The organism is Njordella aestuarii (assembly GCF_056494165.1).
On sequence record NZ_CM151397.1, the window covers coordinates 5,045,781 to 5,062,724 of the forward strand.

The window sequence follows — 16,944 nt, forward strand, 5'->3', positions numbered from 1 at the left end:
GTTCGGCAGATGCAGCTTCTTTAACTTGGATTGATTTATGAGAAAGAATCGTATTTCTCTTCGTAATATGTTCTATCGAGCCACGCAGCTTGCAAACTTCGCGGCAATTTCTCTCTTAGCTTCGGCCGCCACAGGGCAACAGTTTGAGCGAATCGAACTTAGTCGTGATTTTTATAGCGAAGGTGGAACCTGCGCCGACGTCGACAAGGACGGCAAAGTTGATCTAATCGCAGGCCCTTTTGTCTATTATGGCCCCGATTTTAAAACGAAGTCGACTATTTATGAACCTAAGCCATTTTCGATCAATGGCTATTCGAACAACTTCCTTTCGTACACTTACGACATCAATCAAGATGGTTGGAATGATGTCCTGGTCTATGATTTTCCCGGGGCGCAGGCTTGGTATTTTGAAAATCCCGGTGAAGGCGTTCGTTCGACGGCGGCTTGGACGCGTCACGTTGCACTTGAGGTCGCAGACAACGAATCCCCGATGTTTAAGGACGTGACAGGCGATGGCAAGCCGGACATCGTCTGCTGCAACGGAGGACATTTTGGGTACGCTGAAATCCCATCTGATCCAACTAAACCGTGGAAATTTATCCCCGTTAGCGAGAACGGTGGCTACCAACGCTTTACTCACGGCATTGGAGTCGGCGACGTAAACGACGATGGTGCACCCGACATGCTGGCAGCAAATGGCTGGTGGCAAAACCCAGGCAATCTAGCCACGGCGAACCAGTCAGATCGACCGCTTTGGAAATTCCATCCCTTTCAGTTCGCTCAAAACGCCGCGCAACTCTATGCAATTGATTTCGACGGTGACGGGCAAACGGAAGTCTTGACCAGCCTTCAAGCTCACGGCTATGGCTTGGTAATGTATGACAAAGAATCCAAAGACGGTGAGTATCAATGGCGTGCTGTCTCGATTATGACCGAGAACGCCGAATCTTCTCCGACTGGTATTTCGATCAGCCAGCTACACGCAATCGAGGTGGCCGACATCAATAGCGACGGAACGCCAGATATTGTTACCGGAAAACGATTCTGGGCCCATCAAGGTCACGACCCGGGGGAAAACGAACCAGCTCATCTAGTTTGGTTTGAAGTTGTTCGGCGCGGGCAGAACGTATTTCGCTTTGTGCCACATATCATCGATAGCGACAGCGGCGTTGGTACTCAAATTACAACGCATGATATTAATAAAGATGGTTTGCTTGACGTGTTCTCCGCCAGCAAGCGTGGAGTCCACGTTTTTTTGCAGACAAACGACAACGACGCAAAAGGCAATGATCAGTTAGCAATTGCACAAGCGAAAGCGTTTAAGACTCCGGTTGAAAACCTCGTTAAGGTCAACGACGCCTTGGGCGGATTCTACCCGGCGGAGGAAGGCGGTCGAATCCTAAATTTCAATTTCGAAACAGGCGACCTCACCGATTGGCGAGGCTCGGGCGCAGCTTTCTTTAAGCAACCGCTCGAGGGCGATCTGATTTCGAAACGCCGTACTGATATGCAAAGTAACCACGAAGGAAAGTTTTGGATCGGTACTTTTGAAGTTGTTCAAGACATCGGCGAAGGAGCACTGGAAAGTAGATCTTTTAAGCTAACACACCCTTGGATCAGCTTCCTGATCGGCGGCGGCACCAGTAAAGATACGCGAGTTGAACTTGTCGAAGTTGGTACCAATTCAATTCTCGCTTCCCAATCTGGCAGCGATATCGAAACGATGAAGCGAGCGGTCCTCGATGCCAAAGAGCATGTTGGTAAAGGCGTATTCTTCCGACTGGTCGATGCCTCTGCGCAGGGTTGGGGACACCTAAATGTAGACGATTTCCGCCTTCACGACACGCAGCCAAAAATTGCGGACAAAGACAAACTTTCTAAATTAGATGTACTTGAACACCAAAGCTTGTCGCCCGAACAAGTGGCGGCCGCAATGAAATTGCCAGAAGGTTTTAAACTGCAAGTAATTGCTGCTGAGCCAGAGGTTAGACAACCTGTTGCAATGACGATCGACGAACGGGGCAGGATTTGGATCGCAGAAGCCTATGAGTATCCTGCCCGAGCAAAAGGTGACAAAGGCCGCGATCGCATACTCGTGCTTGAAGACACGAACAAAGATGGCATTCTCGATTCGCGGAAGGTCTTCTATGAAGGCCTTAACCTAGTTAGCGGAATCGAAGTTGGATTTGGAGGTGTTTGGGTCGGTGCTGCACCCTACCTTTATTTTATACCCGATCAAAACAGCGATGATGTCCCCGATAGCGAACCAGTAGTGGAACTCGATGGTTGGGGATGGCAAGACACTCATGAAGTCCTCAACTCCTTCATTTGGGGGCCCGACGGTTGGCTATACGGCTGCCACGGCATCTTTACTCATTCTAAAGTAGGTCGCCCCGGCGCGACTAATGCTGAACGTCAAGCTATCAACGCTGGTATTTGGCGTTATCATCCAATCAACAAAACGTTCGAAGTCTACGCGCACGGCACCAGTAACCCGTGGGGAGTGGATTTCAACTCGCGTGGTCAGTGCTTTCTGACCGCTTGCGTCATTCCGCACCTTTTTCATGTGATCCCAGGAGCTCGTTATCACCGCCAAGCGGGTCAGCATTTTGACGAGTTTACCTATGATGACATCAAAACAATAGCAAAGCACCGACATTGGATTGGCGATAACCCCCACGCGGGAAACAATCGGAGCGATGACGCGGGTGGTGGACATGCACACTCCGGTGCTTTGATTTATCAAGGCGGCAGTTGGCCTGAATCGTACCACGATCAGATCATCATGAACAACATTCATGGTGCTCGGCTCAACCAAGACCAGTTGGCTCGGACGGGAAGTGGCTACTATGGAGACGGTGCGCCAGACTTCCTCTTTGCCAACGATCGCAGTAGCCAAATCCTCTACTTCCGATCAGGTCCAGATGGTCAAGTTTATGCCATCGACTGGTACGATATACAGCAGTGTCACACCGGCAATGTCGATGACCATGATCGAGGTAACGGTCGGATCTATCGTATTGCTTATCAAGACACTCTACCAGTTCAAGTTGATCTTAAAACCTGGAATGACGAACAACTAGTCAAGGCTCTATCAGACAAGAATCAATGGTACGTTCGAACCGCGCGTCGCATCCTTCAGGAACGCCATCATGCCGACTTTCAAAGCCCAACAATTGCTTTGATTCGAAAGCAAATGCTTGACAGCAACGATGCTACCCAACGCTTAAATGCGCTCTGGACACTTGCGGCTTGCAGCACTGTTACCGACGAAGACATCGCCTTTACCCAGCGTGACCAAGATGAATTTGTCCGTGGCTGGGGAATCCAACTAGCGCTTGAATGCTTCCCCCAAACGTACTGGAAGAAACATACCGGCCACTGGGCTGAAATGGCAAAAAGCGACAAATCGCAAGTTGTAAGACTTTATTTGGCCTCGGCCTGCCAAAAGGTGGACGTCGATCAGGCTGCTCCGATCCTGGAATATCTGGTCGGGCATGAAGAAGATCAAACCGACCATAACTTGCCATTGATGTACTGGTATGCAACCAGCAGAATTGCACGAGCGAACCCCGAAGCGGCCACGAAAGTTGCGACAAAGTCAAGAATAGGTATCGTACGAAAGTATTGTGTCCGCCAGCTTTCAACTACCGACCAAGGCCTTCCGATCGAATCGGCAGTTCAATTCTTAACCAGCAGCACTGAGAGCGCAGACGCTCTGGAACTCTTGAACGAGTTTGCCATCGGCCTCTCGGCACGTAAAACTCCATCAATGCCCAATGGCTGGGGAAAGCTTCGTGACAAGCTTTTCGAAACACCAGATAGTGCGATTCGACAACTTGCCATGGCAGTTGCCGCCAAGTTTCGTGATCCTGCAGCGATAGATCGCTTGCGGGAAATTGCGGCTTCTCCCGAGCAGGCCGTCAGCGATCGCAAACAAGCGCTTTCCATGCTGCGGGAAATTCGAGATCCAAAGGCGTCGGAGATATCGTTTGAGTTGCTTGAAAACAAAGAATTGCGCTCGGAGGCAATTTCTACAATTGGTGTTAGTCTTGATCCCGCCCTGGCGGAAAAATTAGTCAATCAGATGTACGGCTGGCCTTCGGAAGAGCGTCGGATTGCGATTTATACTTTGACACGTCGCGGAACTACTGCAGATGTACTTTGGAAAGCGATGCAAAACAAGCTCATTGGTCTCAACGAAATCTCAGCAGATATGTTCGAACAACTCAGCCAGTTGGAGGACTTCAAGAGCCTTGGACAACTAAAGGAAAAATGGTCTGAGTCCCGTCAGTCTGTTGGCGAGGCTGAAAAGCAGATCGAACAACTGAAGAATATTATTGCGAAACATAGCCAGACGCTGAACACGAGTGAAGGCAAGGCTCTTTTCCAAAAAACGTGCGGTCAATGCCATCAACTCTTTGGCGAAGGCGGAAATATCGGGCCAGAACTTACGGGTTCGAATCGTAAAGACTTGGACTATTTGTTTTCAAACATCGTTAGCCCTAGCGCAGTAATGGCCAAGGATTATCAACCTTGGATCGTTCAAACCGAGGAAGGGCAGGTGATTACCGGTCTTCTGAAGTCCAAATCAGAAGGCTCGATCGTACTGCAAACGCCGACGGAACTAGTCACGGTCTATGAGGAAGACATTGTTGGCAAAAAGCAGAGTGAACAGTCGATGATGCCTGAGAACTTGCTCGGCACTCTTACCGAGTTGCAAATCGCAAATTTAGTGGGCTTTTTACAAAGCGATGGAAAGTAGCTCGCCTGTAATCCCGGCTAAATCGATGAAATACGTATGCTTGCTGGTGCCCTGTTAAGTTTGCTGATTGAACGATGGACGTTGCGAAATCAACATTCGCAACGTTTTGAAGGCCACAGGTTTAGCAACGTGATAATCGAATCCAGCCTGGGCTGCGTTGTCGATATCCGATTTTTGACTATATCCGCTTAACGCAACGGCGTAGATATAGCGAGTTGCCTTGTCTTGCCGAATAGCTCGTACAACATCATAACCATTCATTTCGCCGGGAAGTCCAATATCGCACAGGATCATGTCAGGCAATTCTTTTGTGGCAATCTGCAGTCCCGTCAATCCATCTGGAGCCGTGAGTACGCGGTGTCCAGCACGTTTGAGTAATGCGGCGATTGGCAGCAGTGCGTCGCGGCGATCATCGATTGCCAAAACGGTAATTGGAGTTTGCGGTTGATCTTCCTCGTCCACGTCAGCGTTTCTTTCTTCAAGTCTGTGCGGCGTGATTCCATCGATCTGGTTCATGAGTGGCAATCTTATAGTAAACGTAGAGCCGCGATTGGGGCCAGCACTAAAAACTTTTACAGAACCATTGTGCATTTCGACTAGCCCTTTTGCTAACGTCAAACCTAGTCCTAAGCCGCCTTGAGACCGATCAATCGTTGTGGAAGACTGATGGAAAATGTCGAAGACTGCCTCCAGATCTTGCGGTGATAGCCCCACGCCTTGATCGATTACACGTATTTCAATCTCGCGAGCATCACTATGTTCTTTAAACAACTCGACAACGACCTTGGTGCCGGGTGCCGAAAACTTACAGGCATTATGAATAAGATTGTTTACCGATTGTACGATTCGAGTGCGGTCGCCAACGATCATAAAATCCGAAGCATCCTCGGGAATTCTACCCACAATTATTCGGCCTTCATGCGTTCGTTTGGCGTCAGCAACTAACTCGTTCAACATTTCGCGCAAATCGAATGCTGTCTTGCGCAGGACGATCTTACCACGTGCAATACGAGACACATCCAATAAGTCATTTACGATTTCAGACATATGGGCACTTTGCCGCAATATCACTTCGTTCAACTCAGATAGATTCGAGTCTCCATTTTGTAAGTCCTCGCTTTGTGCAAGCTTGATCGCTTCACTGCTCGATAAAATACCCGCCAACGGATTTCGCAGTTCGTGCCCCAGCATCGCCAAGAATTCATCCTTACGTTGTGCGGCCACAAGTGACTGATCGATCAACTGCACATTCTCGATTGCCACGCTCATCGTCAAAGCCATCTGAACCGCTGTCGATAAGTCTGCTTCGTCAAAATCGTCATCGTATTTTCCAAGCAGAATGAGCCTCCCAATCTCCGTGCGAGTTCGCGAAATCAGTGGAACAGTGAGAAGGTTGTGCGACTGCTCAAAAAAACTACGCAGCCGCAACTCGGGTGATGCAGCGTGTTCGTAGAAGTGTTCTATTTCGGCAAGATTGCGATAGTACGCGTTCTCCTCATTCGCCATTTTGCCTGTAATTTCAAAGATTTCCTGGACGTATTCTTCGTCACTTTGAATAACTAAATTTGAAATTGTGCTGCGTTCGTAACGAAAACTTTGTCCGTTGCCGAAACGCACGATGGCTTCACGTACCCCTAATAGTTGACGAAATTCATTGAGAGCGATCCCAAAGACCGAGCGCATGTCTCTTGCCGCAGCAACGCGCGTATTAACGTCAGCGAGCGTCGATAACTGCCGCGTTCTCTTTCGCAAATAGCCGTCCAAAATTTTTCTTTTGTAGAGCTCCGTTTGCATTTTGGACAATGCCCAAAGTGTGGCCAGTACGGCGAGCATTACTGCGGAAAAGATGATTATGATCGCGCTAAAGAACGCGGTCTGCGTTCGACCGTCCAATCTCTCGGTTATGATGTCTTCGGCCACTTGCAAATCAGCAATCTTCGAGCGAATTTGCACCATGACATTACGACCGTGATGGTTCTTTACCAAATCAAGCGCAGCCGCGGAGTCGCCTTCTTCCGAGAGCTTGAGCGTCGCAGCAATTTCGCGAAGTTTATCTTCGACAAGAGGCTCGAGTGCAGCAATTTGTTCCAACGATTCTCCGTCCTGCGAATAGGCAGCCCGTAGATTTAATTGATCTGCGCGGATTCTGGATATGGCGACGTTGTACGGCGTTAAGTAGTCCGGGTCATTCGTCAACAAATAACCCCTCTGGCCTGTTTCCAGATCAGAAATGTCCGCCAGCAGACGTGTGAGATGATCTTTCCGAGAATGAACCGCATTCACGTCACGATAGGCATCGCGAAGTTGCTGTATGCTGAAAAATGTCAAAAGCCCGAACAGGACCACCGTCGCGATAGGCAAACCTATTACGGCAATTGTGCTTTCCGGTGTATCCGTTTTTCGGTTTCTCGGCTGACGGTGACTCGTAAGTAAAGTCATAGATGAGTCGATTCGCCTTCGCTGCCATGTTGCTCGTTTTTCATCCAAAATGCATCGTACATTGGGTTTGAGCTGCTGTTAAAATCGAATGCAACAGGGCATTCAGCCGACGATTTTGATCGTCGGGTGCTCTCTACGGTGATCGACAAGCTTCATTCCTTCACTGGTTGACGGAAATGGTTGCATCTACAACGATAGTCCGTATTGCCCCGTCCAGACAGTATCGCAGTAGACCGCAGACATGAACCCTAATCCATTACGTACCCAAAGTATTCCCGAGCCATCCATCGAACCAATTGTGGGATTGCACGCTGGGCATTACTTCTATCGCTGGAACCGCTGGAGTTTACAGCAAATATTGGACGCAAATAGCGGATCCATCCAGGAAATGTGCGACCAATTTATTAGCGCGCTTGAACCAGTCTCCCAGGAAAAGACTGAGCGATTCCAAACGTACTTAGTAAGCGGCCAGAAAGCTGACTTCTGCGTCATTATGATGGACAAAGATCCGTTGAAAGTAGACCGTATTCATCAACGAATCATTGCAACGCGACTAGGTGCCGCTCTCGAACAAGTCTACTCGTTCGTTTCCATGTCCGAGTTGAGCGAATATCTGCCGACCAAAGAGCAGTATGCAGAAAAATTACAACGTAGCGGCGAAGATCCTTCCTCACCAAGCTTTCAAGCCAAAGTCGGGTCTTACGAAAAACGCCTGCCCATGATGCTCGCACAGCGTTTAGCGCCCGACTTTCCCGATTGGCCAGCGATGTGCTTCTACCCGATGAGCAAGGCGCGCGAAGTCGGCGCGAATTGGTTTCGTGAGTCATTCTCCGAGCGGGCGGAGATGATGAGCGAGCACGCGCAAAGCGGTATGGCCTATGCCGGCCGGGTGACGCAACTAGTTACCGGCGCAGTTGGGTTGGACGATTGGGAGTGGAGCGTCACATTGTGGGCAAAGAATCCGCAATATCTCAAGGAGATCGTCTATAACATGCGATTTGACCAGGCAAGTGCTAAATATGGCTTGTTTGGTCCCTTCTATGTCGGATACGCCGCAACTGCAGCTCAAATACTTGAACATTGCCAGATCGCCGTCCCGCGTTAGCTGCATCGACATGTCGCGTTTGGATTATAATCTGCCTACTTCCATTCAATGACGCGAACATCACGACTGAAAAATGAGCCGATCTTTATACTGCTTGGGGACTGCCGGTTATCACCCCAACGCTACGAGGCATACATCTTGTTACTTTCTACCCGCATCCAACATCATGCTGGATGCTGGCAGCGGCCTCTTTCGCAGCCTGCCTCTTATTGAGCATGAATCACTTCACATCCTGCTAAGCCATGCACACCTCGATCACGTTTGGGGCCTAACATTCTTATGGAATGTTTTCTTCACTACCCCCGCCAAGGAGATAACAGTGTGGGGCGAGGAGGAGAAGTTGCAAGCGATTCGAGAACATGTCTTCTCAAGCTTGGTGTTTCCCAGCGAACCGAATATCAACTGGCAACCGCTTCCAAGTGGTCCCATATTTGAAATAAATGGTGCAAAGGTCACCTGGTTCCCACTCATGCATCCAGGCGGGTCTGTTGGCTATCGTATTGATTGGCAAGACCGTTCGCTGGGGTATGTTACTGACACACACGCAGCCCCTGATAGCGACTACTGGAATATCGTTTCTGACGTGAATCTGTTGCTTCACGAATGCAACTTCAAAGGAAACCTTGCAGATTTCGCAGCTCAGACAGGCCACACCGACTTGAGCAGCCTTTGCGATTGTCTCGAAAAGTGGCAGCTTGCTCGCGTCGTCCTAACACACATGAACACCATCGACGATGACCTGAGCGACGCCCTGCAAAAAGAACTACAGTGCAGGCCGCGTCTTCAAAAACTAAAATGCGAGATTGCTTTTGATAATCTCGAAGTCGTGTTCTAGCGCCATCCGCGTTGTTAATGCCGTGCAACCGCTTACCAGGAAGGCTGCGTTGTCGCATTGGAAACGCAGCGTAGTTGAGAACAAAGAACTCGAACCGAGACTAATCGTTCGACGATGACATCGAAATGAGGATGCGCATCACGTACCAAAGCAATAGAGCAACCGATGCGAAGAGAGCCAGGGATGCGGCGACGTGTTGATCAGTACGGTAATGATGCATTACGTTCGACGTGTCATACAGGATGTAACCAGCAGCCAGCAGTACGAACGCGGCCGACACCCACAATCCGAAAGTGAAGCCGGAAATCGCGCCCACGACGATCACACCCAACCCCACCAATCCAGCTAACCAAAGATAGCGTCCGAGCCACGAGAAATCAGCTCCCGTGGCAAAGACCATCAATGTCAACCCGCCAAAAACGACAGCGGTAATGAGCCCCGCTTGCATCGGAATTCCACCTTGAGGATCGAGCATCAGTGACAACGCCATGATCGGCAAGAAGATGGCAGCCTCGGCAACAATGTACAACCCAAGACCGGCGTACTGCATCGTGCGGCTACTGCCTGAGTCTGCCCAACTGCGGGCCAGCCAGCTTACTCCCATAAACGCGGCCAACACAACCAGCCAACCCCATCCGCCCATCGCAGGCCCGATAAACGCCAATAACGTTTCCGCTGGGAAGATTGTTAGGAGCGCAAACTCAATCAACAGAAACGCAGCTATCGCGCCTGCCAGATGGATATAAGTGCGCTGAATGAAAGCTGTTCGCTCGGCGCGGTCTGCCGATTGCGCGACTTTAACCGAGCCGTCATACGCGTAGGGATTGTCGTAGTTCATCAATTGTCTCCAAAGCCAGATTCTATATGAGTCAGCAGTCCAGCTATATCCTAGCACCTGCGTGTTCAATTGTTGAGCTACCGGAGAGAGAAAGTCAATTGAAGCCGTCTAAAATTCCTGAAAATCGCGGACGAGGTGGGGCTAATATGAACACTCATCAACCATAGTTCTCGTCACCCTGCCAAACGAAAAAACCCGCACCGGCCAGATTTAGACCAGTGCGGGTTTCGATTTCTAGTTCGCTGCATCTCGCCGCCCATCAACTTCAGGACGTCTTGGGTGTGCTTAGCGATGGAAGTTGTACTGCGGATTGTTGACATCAAAGTCAGCATCGGTCAGGCCAACGTTGATTTTGATGTTTTGATAAGTGTACTCTTCGATAACTTGCGGTTCGCCACCAGCCACTGCAGGCCAGTCGTAAGCAGCATAGCGCACGGGAATCTGGAGTTCTTCGTCCATAAAAATCTGCGCGATATGGAAATCGAATGGGCCGACCTTGGTTGGGTGCGTGACTTGAATCACGCGGCAATCGCGACCGCTAACCTTAGCGCCTTGCAAGAATTCGACTTTGCATTCACCGTAAGCTCGGTCTCGCTCACCGCGTTCTACTAGCTTCAACAGCAAGTTCTCGATCCCAATGTCGGTGATAGGATAACGTTGGCCTTTCATCGCAAGCCAGCCATTAGGTGGCAGTGCGTGCGTACCTAACATTCGCTTCATCCCACCTTCGTGAGCGATCATTTTGCCTTCGTTGGCATTTTCAACGTACAGGACTTCGCGGCCCTTCATAGCGGCCGGTTTGAGGAACGTCAGATAGACACTAAAAGGTGTCGTTATTTGACCGTTGTTTTCTTGACGGTTGCGGAACTTGGCGAACATGTACTCGTACTCGCCAAGCTGTCCGTCGATTTGTTCTCGTTTAATCAAAATCGCCGTGTAGTCGGTTACGGTCGATTTCATATGACGCAGACTCTCGTGCGCCAACTGAATCGCTGGATCGAGTGAATGAGGCTGGGCCGATGGAATCGGTGGCTGTTCATTCTTGCTGAGCCTGTAAACTGGCTCTTGCGTATTTACTGGCGACTGTGCTAGCACTGTCGACGCGGTCGCAGAGAGCGAGAATGCGACTATGGTAAGTTTGAATTGGCTCCAAATTCGTCTCATGGCTACGTCGATCCTTCGTCCTGAACAAGGCTTCCATCCCCGACCGCGGCAAGCTGGCGGATGGGACAACACTAAGCGATTGCAGCTTCGCACTGCAATACCTTATCGAGCGTTCCTGATGCTCTGCTTCAATTCGGCGGGCTATGTGCAAGCATTTTTGCGTATAACCCCCATTCCTAAAATCGTTTAACCGGATTGGTGCAGTCAGGTAGCTTGTAACGCTTACCCCACAGAGGTTGTACACCGGGTTTCTTTTGCCTGCGCAATGGTATCTCGACAAACGCTTAGCGTTCTATCGACCAGCTGTCTGCCCCCAGACGGCCTCCGATAGAGGCCTTGAACCAGGAATGTCTTCGGGCCAAAGAGTCCACACGACCGTCTCTTTGCGCAATTTTTCGAGAAACTTGTCACGAACTTTTTCTTTCTTCTCTTGCTCGACCTTCTTGCGGATCTCTTCCTGTGCATCGGCAAATGGAAGGACGCGAGCCTCTTCGCGTTCAAGGACAACAGCAAAGTGAAATCCTTCTTTATCTTCAACTATGTTGCTCAATCGATTCAATGGAATCGTAAAGACAAGTTCGTCAATCACTTCGCTGACAAGTGCCCCTTTGCTCGTCCAGTCATACAAACCGCCTTCATCCGCTCGCGCGCCTTGGGAACGGCGTTTGGCAACGCTTTCGAATTTTGCTCCGCCCAAGCGTACTTCCTCATACATGCTCTGGATCTCTTGATATGCCGCCTGCTTGTTCGGAAACTTGCTGAAGCGAACTGTCATGACTTGAAACCTGGCTCTTGCATCCCGCCGCCAGTCTTCTTTTTGACTTTCGTATCGGTCGCGGACCTCGAGAATATCAACGTAGAGCTTCTCGGGCGTTACCTTGCGTAACATTTCATCCGCCATGACTCCGTCCAAGAATGTCAGCTTGAGTCCCTCGATCGAGGTTCCTTTGCTCTTGAGCTTCTCGTTCAGCTCAATCTCGTTCTGAGCCTTGTGTTGTTGCATTAGCTGCGGAATGTAAGTCTCATGGAAAATCCGATTCGCGGTCGTCGTGAATTGGTCTCGAGCATCTCTTTTCTCGCTGACAGCTTTTCCGCCAACAGACTGGCGAATATATTCCTGAGAAAGCATTTTTGTTGTCACGGTACCAATCAATGCCTGGCGCATTAGGTGCGCCCGAACGGTCGGCACCTGGCTTTCAGGGATCCGCTCACCTAGCTCAGCAATTTTCGGTTCAACCAGTTGCATGAGCTCACTTGCAAGAACATGCTCTTCACCCACAATAGCGACTAGCTTGGCGGGTTCGAATTCGCTTTCGATCGATCTCGGCGGGACGTTGGCTGGTGCCTCGGTCGATACGGCTATCGCTGGTACGAAATCGCTGGGCCCTTGTGCAAATATTTGCCCGTTGATTCCAATGAACACAGCCAGTGAGACTGAAGTAAGCTTGTACGTTTGCATCCTATTCGATCCCATGTTCTGCTCGCTGCTTGATCGCCGCATATTGATCGCAAGCTTCGAATCCAACGTGCTCGCCCCAGAACGTTTGACGCTCTTGTTAGCTAGCAAACGTCTTGAGCAATTTCCAGTGTCACGATCTAATACCTCACCTTGCTTATAGAAGTCTGAATTTTCTACAGCAAGATGCATTTTCTCGCTTTTCCTTCGCTCCAAATCGTTTTCCAATGCCCTTATTCAATTCAAAAGTCGTCGTTACTGAATCTGCAGATGCATGTGCAACGTGGGTTCAGCAGCATTTAATCGAAGACATTAATGCTGCGATTGGTGCCCGTGGTCGATGCATCGTCGTTTTGGCGGGGGGCTCGACTCCGAAGTTGCTTTATCAAAAACTCGCCGCGCTTCCTGTAGGCGAAATTGCGTGGGACAAAGTTATTTTGCTGTGGGGTGACGAGCGAAATGTGCCGCCAGACCACGACGACAGCAACTATAAAATGGCCAAACTCGCGATGCTCGACGCTTTGGCCAGTGGACCACAACCTACCGTCTTTCGTATACCGGTGGGCGAGTTATCTATAGCTCAAGCGGCTTTGGCTTACGAAAAGACTCTGACCGAACTGAATAATGGAAAAGAAGGCTTTTTGTCTCTTGACATTGTCTTGTTAGGAATCGGCGACGACGCCCATACGGCTTCGTTGTTTCCAGAAACAGAGGCACTTCAAATCGCTGATCGCGCTGCAGCCGAAAACTATATCCCTAAAATGGATACTTGGCGAGTAACGTTAACCTATCCACAATTGAACACCGCCAAGACAACTTACTTTTTAGTATGCGGCGCGGGAAAGAAGCAAGCCTTGCAGCAGATTTGGAGCGAGCCGAAGAACATCGAACTCTATCCGGCACAGGGCATCAACTCAAGCAACGGTCAGATCATCTGGGTCGTCGACTCCGCCGCAGTAAAAGGTCTTGAAGCCGTCATGCCACCGGTGTTAAGCATTTAGCTTCATCTTATGACTCCGCTCCCTACTTTCTTTTGGTTACTGTATTCATCCAGCAAACCCGTAGACTGTGAGTGCCAGTTTGAAGTTGATGTAGTGCGGGAGGCCTACTTGCTGCCTGCCGGTATGAATTGCAGGCTGGAAACAACCATGGAATGATCAGAGCCCGGAATCCGAACGATACTTGATTCAGTTGTTTTGAAATGTGCGGTGTGAAAAATGTAGTCAATACGCAGTGCCAGTGGTAAAGGTCTCGTAGGCCATTGCCATGTTGCGTTTAGATCAGCATCTTTATTGCTGGATGCATAACTATCGATTAAACCTTGCTTTGCAAGACGTTGTGGAGCAACAAAGGTAGAAATGCTGTTGAAGTCCCCGACAACTATTGCCGGATCCGCTGGTACGATTGAGTCAATCACTGCTTCGATTTCCGCTTCATGTTTGCTCTCTGTAGCATTAAGTGCACTCATCGCTTCTGCGATACCAGCGTTCCGGTTCAAAATAAACGGCGTCAGATGCACATTCAAAATTTGAACGGGCTCAGGAAACGAGCTTAGAGTCGCAGTGTAAAATCCAAATAGACCTGCCTGAGGTGGATGAAATCGGATATCCCGGACCGGGATACGAGAGGCAAATGCAAATCTCTCGGCATAATAGCGACCATCGTGACCTACAGCATGAAAATAGGGATGCGAAACACGTAATCCGCGCCGCAAGACTTTCTCCATTTCCAGACTGGTTTCTTGGAAGCAAATTATATCCACATCGGCTTCTGCAATCATTCCTAACACTTCACCGCCTTGCTTGTTAGCATAATTGAGATTGCAGCTAGCGACGCGCAAATTCTGAGCATCAACGCATTGTTCTGTATAACAAAGGATTGCTAGTAAGAACAACACATGTCGTAGTTGCACCAAACCGACCATATAGATCAATCACATTAGCGAAAGAGGTTATCCCACATCAATTCGTGACGTCTCTAATTATAGCTCAGGTCAGACGATATCTCGAGTCGCATCTGCTAGAGAATCGTTCAGCTAGTCGATTGTGATACTGCACTGAACGCTTTCATACTGACATTCCGACAAACTCTGGACGGCAATCGATTACCATCGTACGCGAAAAGGTGTTGAGTTGCTGGCTTGCTAAGCCTAACCTTAAGGTGCATCGCTAATACGAACGATCTTGTCGGCTCGGATTGTGCGCATGTTCAGCAACGTATGCATGCCTCGTTGACCGTATATTGCTATCGGTTGTTGCAAATAGCCTCGTAAGTTCAAGCCTGGAATCGCTTCAACGTAGGCGACCAAGCGACCTGCATCGTCAGTAATCGCATATCTAGGCAAGTCTGGATTTTCGCCATGCACTGCAACTAGCCATCCGGAAGCATCCGCACTTGCAATAATCTGTTTTGCCGCTGCCACACTCACATTCGAAACACTACGAACACTCGCTCCTGAACTTTCTGATTGATAGCCCGCCGTCGATACCATCGGCATGCTGGAGCTAGTCATCAAACCAGATGCTTGACTGTTGACACTCGCCAGTCGACCGACGTTGGCAACCACCCACTTTGATCGGAACGTTTCAAACTGTTCGATTCGTTCTAGTAGCAACCTTGCTTCGCCCCGCGCGATAGGATCTGCGCCATTCTCCACCCACTCCTGCACAACTTGATGTAAACCATGCAGTTGCCACTGCTCCGTTGGAAGCGATACGATCGAAGTTAGTTCTGCGGCGGCTTGTTGCAACAGGGCCGAAGAGAACTGAAGTTCTTCGTTCTCACGGGCTGCTGGGTTTGCATTTCCTTGATCACGTTGGTTGGGAGTCGAACTTTGACGAACATTCGAATCAGCTTCAGTACTAGCTCTGATTTCGCCTGTAAACCCCACGGGCCGTCTATCCCAATTTGGGTCTACTCCCGTCGGACCTTCGATATCGAGTTCGGGAATATCCGAAGGAATCCCCTTGAGCGGAAGCCCTTGCCAGTTCTGAGCCTTGGATGAAAGCGTCGCACTGCCAGTACTATCGGCTCGACGGCCCAAAGGACTTCCCAGGCTAACCGACGCCGGACCCGAAAGCAGCGGCTCGCGCGATCCACTGATCGTCTCTCGTACATCTTCTACGCTCTCGCGCAGATTCTCCCGCGCTTCGCCAAGGCGATCAATGAGTAGACTTCGATCAACTTGAGAATCGCCCATGCGTGGCGTCGGCCGTGGCAATGCATCTAGTCGACTTGGAAGACTACCAATGCTTCCAGCACGGGTAATTCCTTGGGCTACACCGCAGGTGGTACAGCCAGCTAGTCCGCAGGAGCCACACGGCATCGCTTCCGGAGCTCGCTCGGCTTCTACCAACGCAAAACCAAGCATGCTCAATAGCTTTCCTACCGGACGCAGCCGATAATTGCGATCGTTGAGATCCGGGCCACATGTCAAGCATCCAGCGACTCCCCCAACAGCACCACAGGTCGCACACGAGCCGGCTTCTTCACCAAACGTTTCCACCACCGGCGACACCCCTGAAACACTATCGTAAAGGATCGAATCCCCTTCGACCCATCCTTCGCTGTACTCTGCCTGGATCTCCGACATAACTCCGTCCACGTCGCCATCTACCAGATATTCACCCGGAGCCAATGCAAAAGGTTCGTTGTTCATCTGCACAATCGTGCCTGAAGCTTGTTGTACCTGACTTTCTGCTTCGTTGGGTTCAGCCGTCAGCGAAGTTAAACTCGATTTCGTCGGAAGCGCTTGCACGTTAGCAACTTTGATCTTGGGTGGTTGTTCCGCGAGATCATCTTTCTTCAGCCATCGGAACTCACCGGGTGGCGGGTCGATTTTGTACCACGCACGCGTCTTTCCGCCATCCAATTTTTGCTTCAACTGGCCACGGACGTTAACTTGTTGAGTGGGTTGCAGCTTGACTTGCCAGAGAAATTGGTCCCGATCCGCGTCATCGGTGTGGATCCATGCTGGTGTCGGAGTGTCAATGATCTCAGCGAGATGTCCACCTGGTAAGAGGTGTGCGTATTGTGCTGCGACCCAATCGTATTGACCGACTGGAGGTCGTATCGCATACCATTGATCGCCGATTCGACCATAGACCTCGACCGGTTCGCCTCGTCGAATTGTACCCGTCGAGTACGACTCTTTACTCGGGCCAGCGTAAGTACTTGCTTGGTCTGTAAGCACGAAATGCGTCTTCGGGGCATCAAACTTTTCAAAGTCAAATGCGAAGGCGCTACTGGAGGCGAGAGCCGCGATAGTGAACAAAAATCGGTTCATGGCATTCAATCGTCGGCAAACCTTCGCCACTGAGAGTTGGTCATTTTCTTGACACAT

At 50.1% G+C, this 16,944-nt stretch carries 10 protein-coding genes; 4 read left to right on the forward strand and 6 right to left on the reverse strand.

The window, feature by feature from the left end:
- The first annotated feature begins 37 nt into the window (after positions 1 to 37).
- Entirely contained in the window at positions 38 to 4,765 is a 4,728-nt protein-coding gene (locus tag SH451x_RS19900) for a PVC-type heme-binding CxxCH protein (protein WP_479358825.1), read from the forward strand.
- Between the two features lie 54 nt (positions 4,766 to 4,819).
- Here the strand turns inward: SH451x_RS19900 and SH451x_RS19905 are convergent, their stop codons facing one another.
- The gene (locus SH451x_RS19905) at positions 4,820 to 7,204 is read right to left on the reverse strand and encodes a CHASE3 domain-containing protein (protein ID WP_479358826.1); all 2,385 of its coding nucleotides are present in this window, start codon (positions 7,202 to 7,204) and stop codon (positions 4,820 to 4,822) included.
- 241 nt (positions 7,205 to 7,445) lie between these two features.
- Between SH451x_RS19905 and hemQ the strand changes: the two genes are divergently transcribed.
- Together hemQ and SH451x_RS19915 are read left to right on the forward strand one after the other, a co-directional pair.
- Positions 7,446 to 8,309: a hydrogen peroxide-dependent heme synthase gene (hemQ, locus tag SH451x_RS19910; RefSeq protein WP_479358827.1), complete on the forward strand. Its 864-nt coding sequence runs from the start codon at positions 7,446 to 7,448 to the stop codon at positions 8,307 to 8,309.
- 73 nt (positions 8,310 to 8,382) lie between these two features.
- Positions 8,383 to 9,144 carry an MBL fold metallo-hydrolase gene (locus SH451x_RS19915; protein WP_479358829.1) on the forward strand — a complete coding sequence of 254 codons (762 nt, stop codon included), beginning with the start codon at positions 8,383 to 8,385 and terminating at the stop codon, positions 9,142 to 9,144.
- A gap of 100 nt (positions 9,145 to 9,244) precedes the next feature.
- Here SH451x_RS19915 and SH451x_RS19920 read toward each other — a convergent pair whose 3' ends face one another.
- The 3 genes from SH451x_RS19920 to SH451x_RS19930 form a co-directional block, all read right to left on the reverse strand.
- Positions 9,245 to 9,982: a Bax inhibitor-1/YccA family protein gene (locus SH451x_RS19920; protein WP_479358830.1), complete on the reverse strand. Its 738-nt coding sequence runs from the start codon at positions 9,980 to 9,982 to the stop codon at positions 9,245 to 9,247.
- A 285-nt stretch (positions 9,983 to 10,267) separates the two neighbouring features.
- Positions 10,268 to 11,146, reverse strand: a complete 879-nt coding sequence (locus tag SH451x_RS19925; RefSeq protein ID WP_479358832.1) for a DUF1571 domain-containing protein — start codon at positions 11,144 to 11,146, stop codon at positions 10,268 to 10,270.
- A gap of 292 nt (positions 11,147 to 11,438) precedes the next feature.
- Positions 11,439 to 12,794: a peptidylprolyl isomerase gene (locus tag SH451x_RS19930; protein WP_479358833.1), complete on the reverse strand. Its 1,356-nt coding sequence runs from the start codon at positions 12,792 to 12,794 to the stop codon at positions 11,439 to 11,441.
- 35 nt (positions 12,795 to 12,829) lie between these two features.
- Here SH451x_RS19930 and pgl point away from each other — a divergent pair, with 35 nt between their 5' ends.
- Positions 12,830 to 13,603, forward strand: a complete 774-nt coding sequence (gene pgl, locus SH451x_RS19935) for a 6-phosphogluconolactonase (RefSeq protein WP_479358834.1) — start codon at positions 12,830 to 12,832, stop codon at positions 13,601 to 13,603.
- Between the two features lie 104 nt (positions 13,604 to 13,707).
- Here the strand turns inward: pgl and SH451x_RS19940 are convergent, their stop codons facing one another.
- Complete coding sequence (locus SH451x_RS19940; RefSeq protein WP_479358835.1) at positions 13,708 to 14,514, reverse strand: endonuclease/exonuclease/phosphatase family protein; 807 nt, start codon at positions 14,512 to 14,514, stop codon at positions 13,708 to 13,710.
- Between the two features lie 243 nt (positions 14,515 to 14,757).
- Entirely contained in the window at positions 14,758 to 16,944 is a 2,187-nt protein-coding gene (locus SH451x_RS19945) for an SH3 domain-containing protein (protein ID WP_479358836.1), read from the reverse strand.

What these genes read in the sequence shown, in the direction of transcription:
- hemQ (WP_479358827.1), top strand. Translation starts at nt 7,446, where the DNA reads ATGAACCCTAATCCATTACGTACCCAAAGTATTCCCGAGCCATCCATC.
- SH451x_RS19900 (WP_479358825.1), top strand. Translation starts at nt 38, where the DNA reads ATGAGAAAGAATCGTATTTCTCTTCGTAATATGTTCTATCGAGCCACG.
- SH451x_RS19905 (WP_479358826.1), bottom strand. Translation starts at nt 7,204, where the DNA reads ATGACTTTACTTACGAGTCACCGTCAGCCGAGAAACCGAAAAACGGAT.
- SH451x_RS19945 (WP_479358836.1), bottom strand. Translation starts at nt 16,944, where the DNA reads ATGTGTCAAGAAAATGACCAACTCTCAGTGGCGAAGGTTTGCCGACGA.
- SH451x_RS19930 (WP_479358833.1), bottom strand. Translation starts at nt 12,794, where the DNA reads ATGCATCTTGCTGTAGAAAATTCAGACTTCTATAAGCAAGGTGAGGTA.
- SH451x_RS19915 (WP_479358829.1), top strand. Translation starts at nt 8,383, where the DNA reads ATGAGCCGATCTTTATACTGCTTGGGGACTGCCGGTTATCACCCCAAC.
- SH451x_RS19920 (WP_479358830.1), bottom strand. Translation starts at nt 9,982, where the DNA reads ATGAACTACGACAATCCCTACGCGTATGACGGCTCGGTTAAAGTCGCG.
- pgl (WP_479358834.1), top strand. Translation starts at nt 12,830, where the DNA reads ATGCCCTTATTCAATTCAAAAGTCGTCGTTACTGAATCTGCAGATGCA.
- SH451x_RS19925 (WP_479358832.1), bottom strand. Translation starts at nt 11,146, where the DNA reads ATGAGACGAATTTGGAGCCAATTCAAACTTACCATAGTCGCATTCTCG.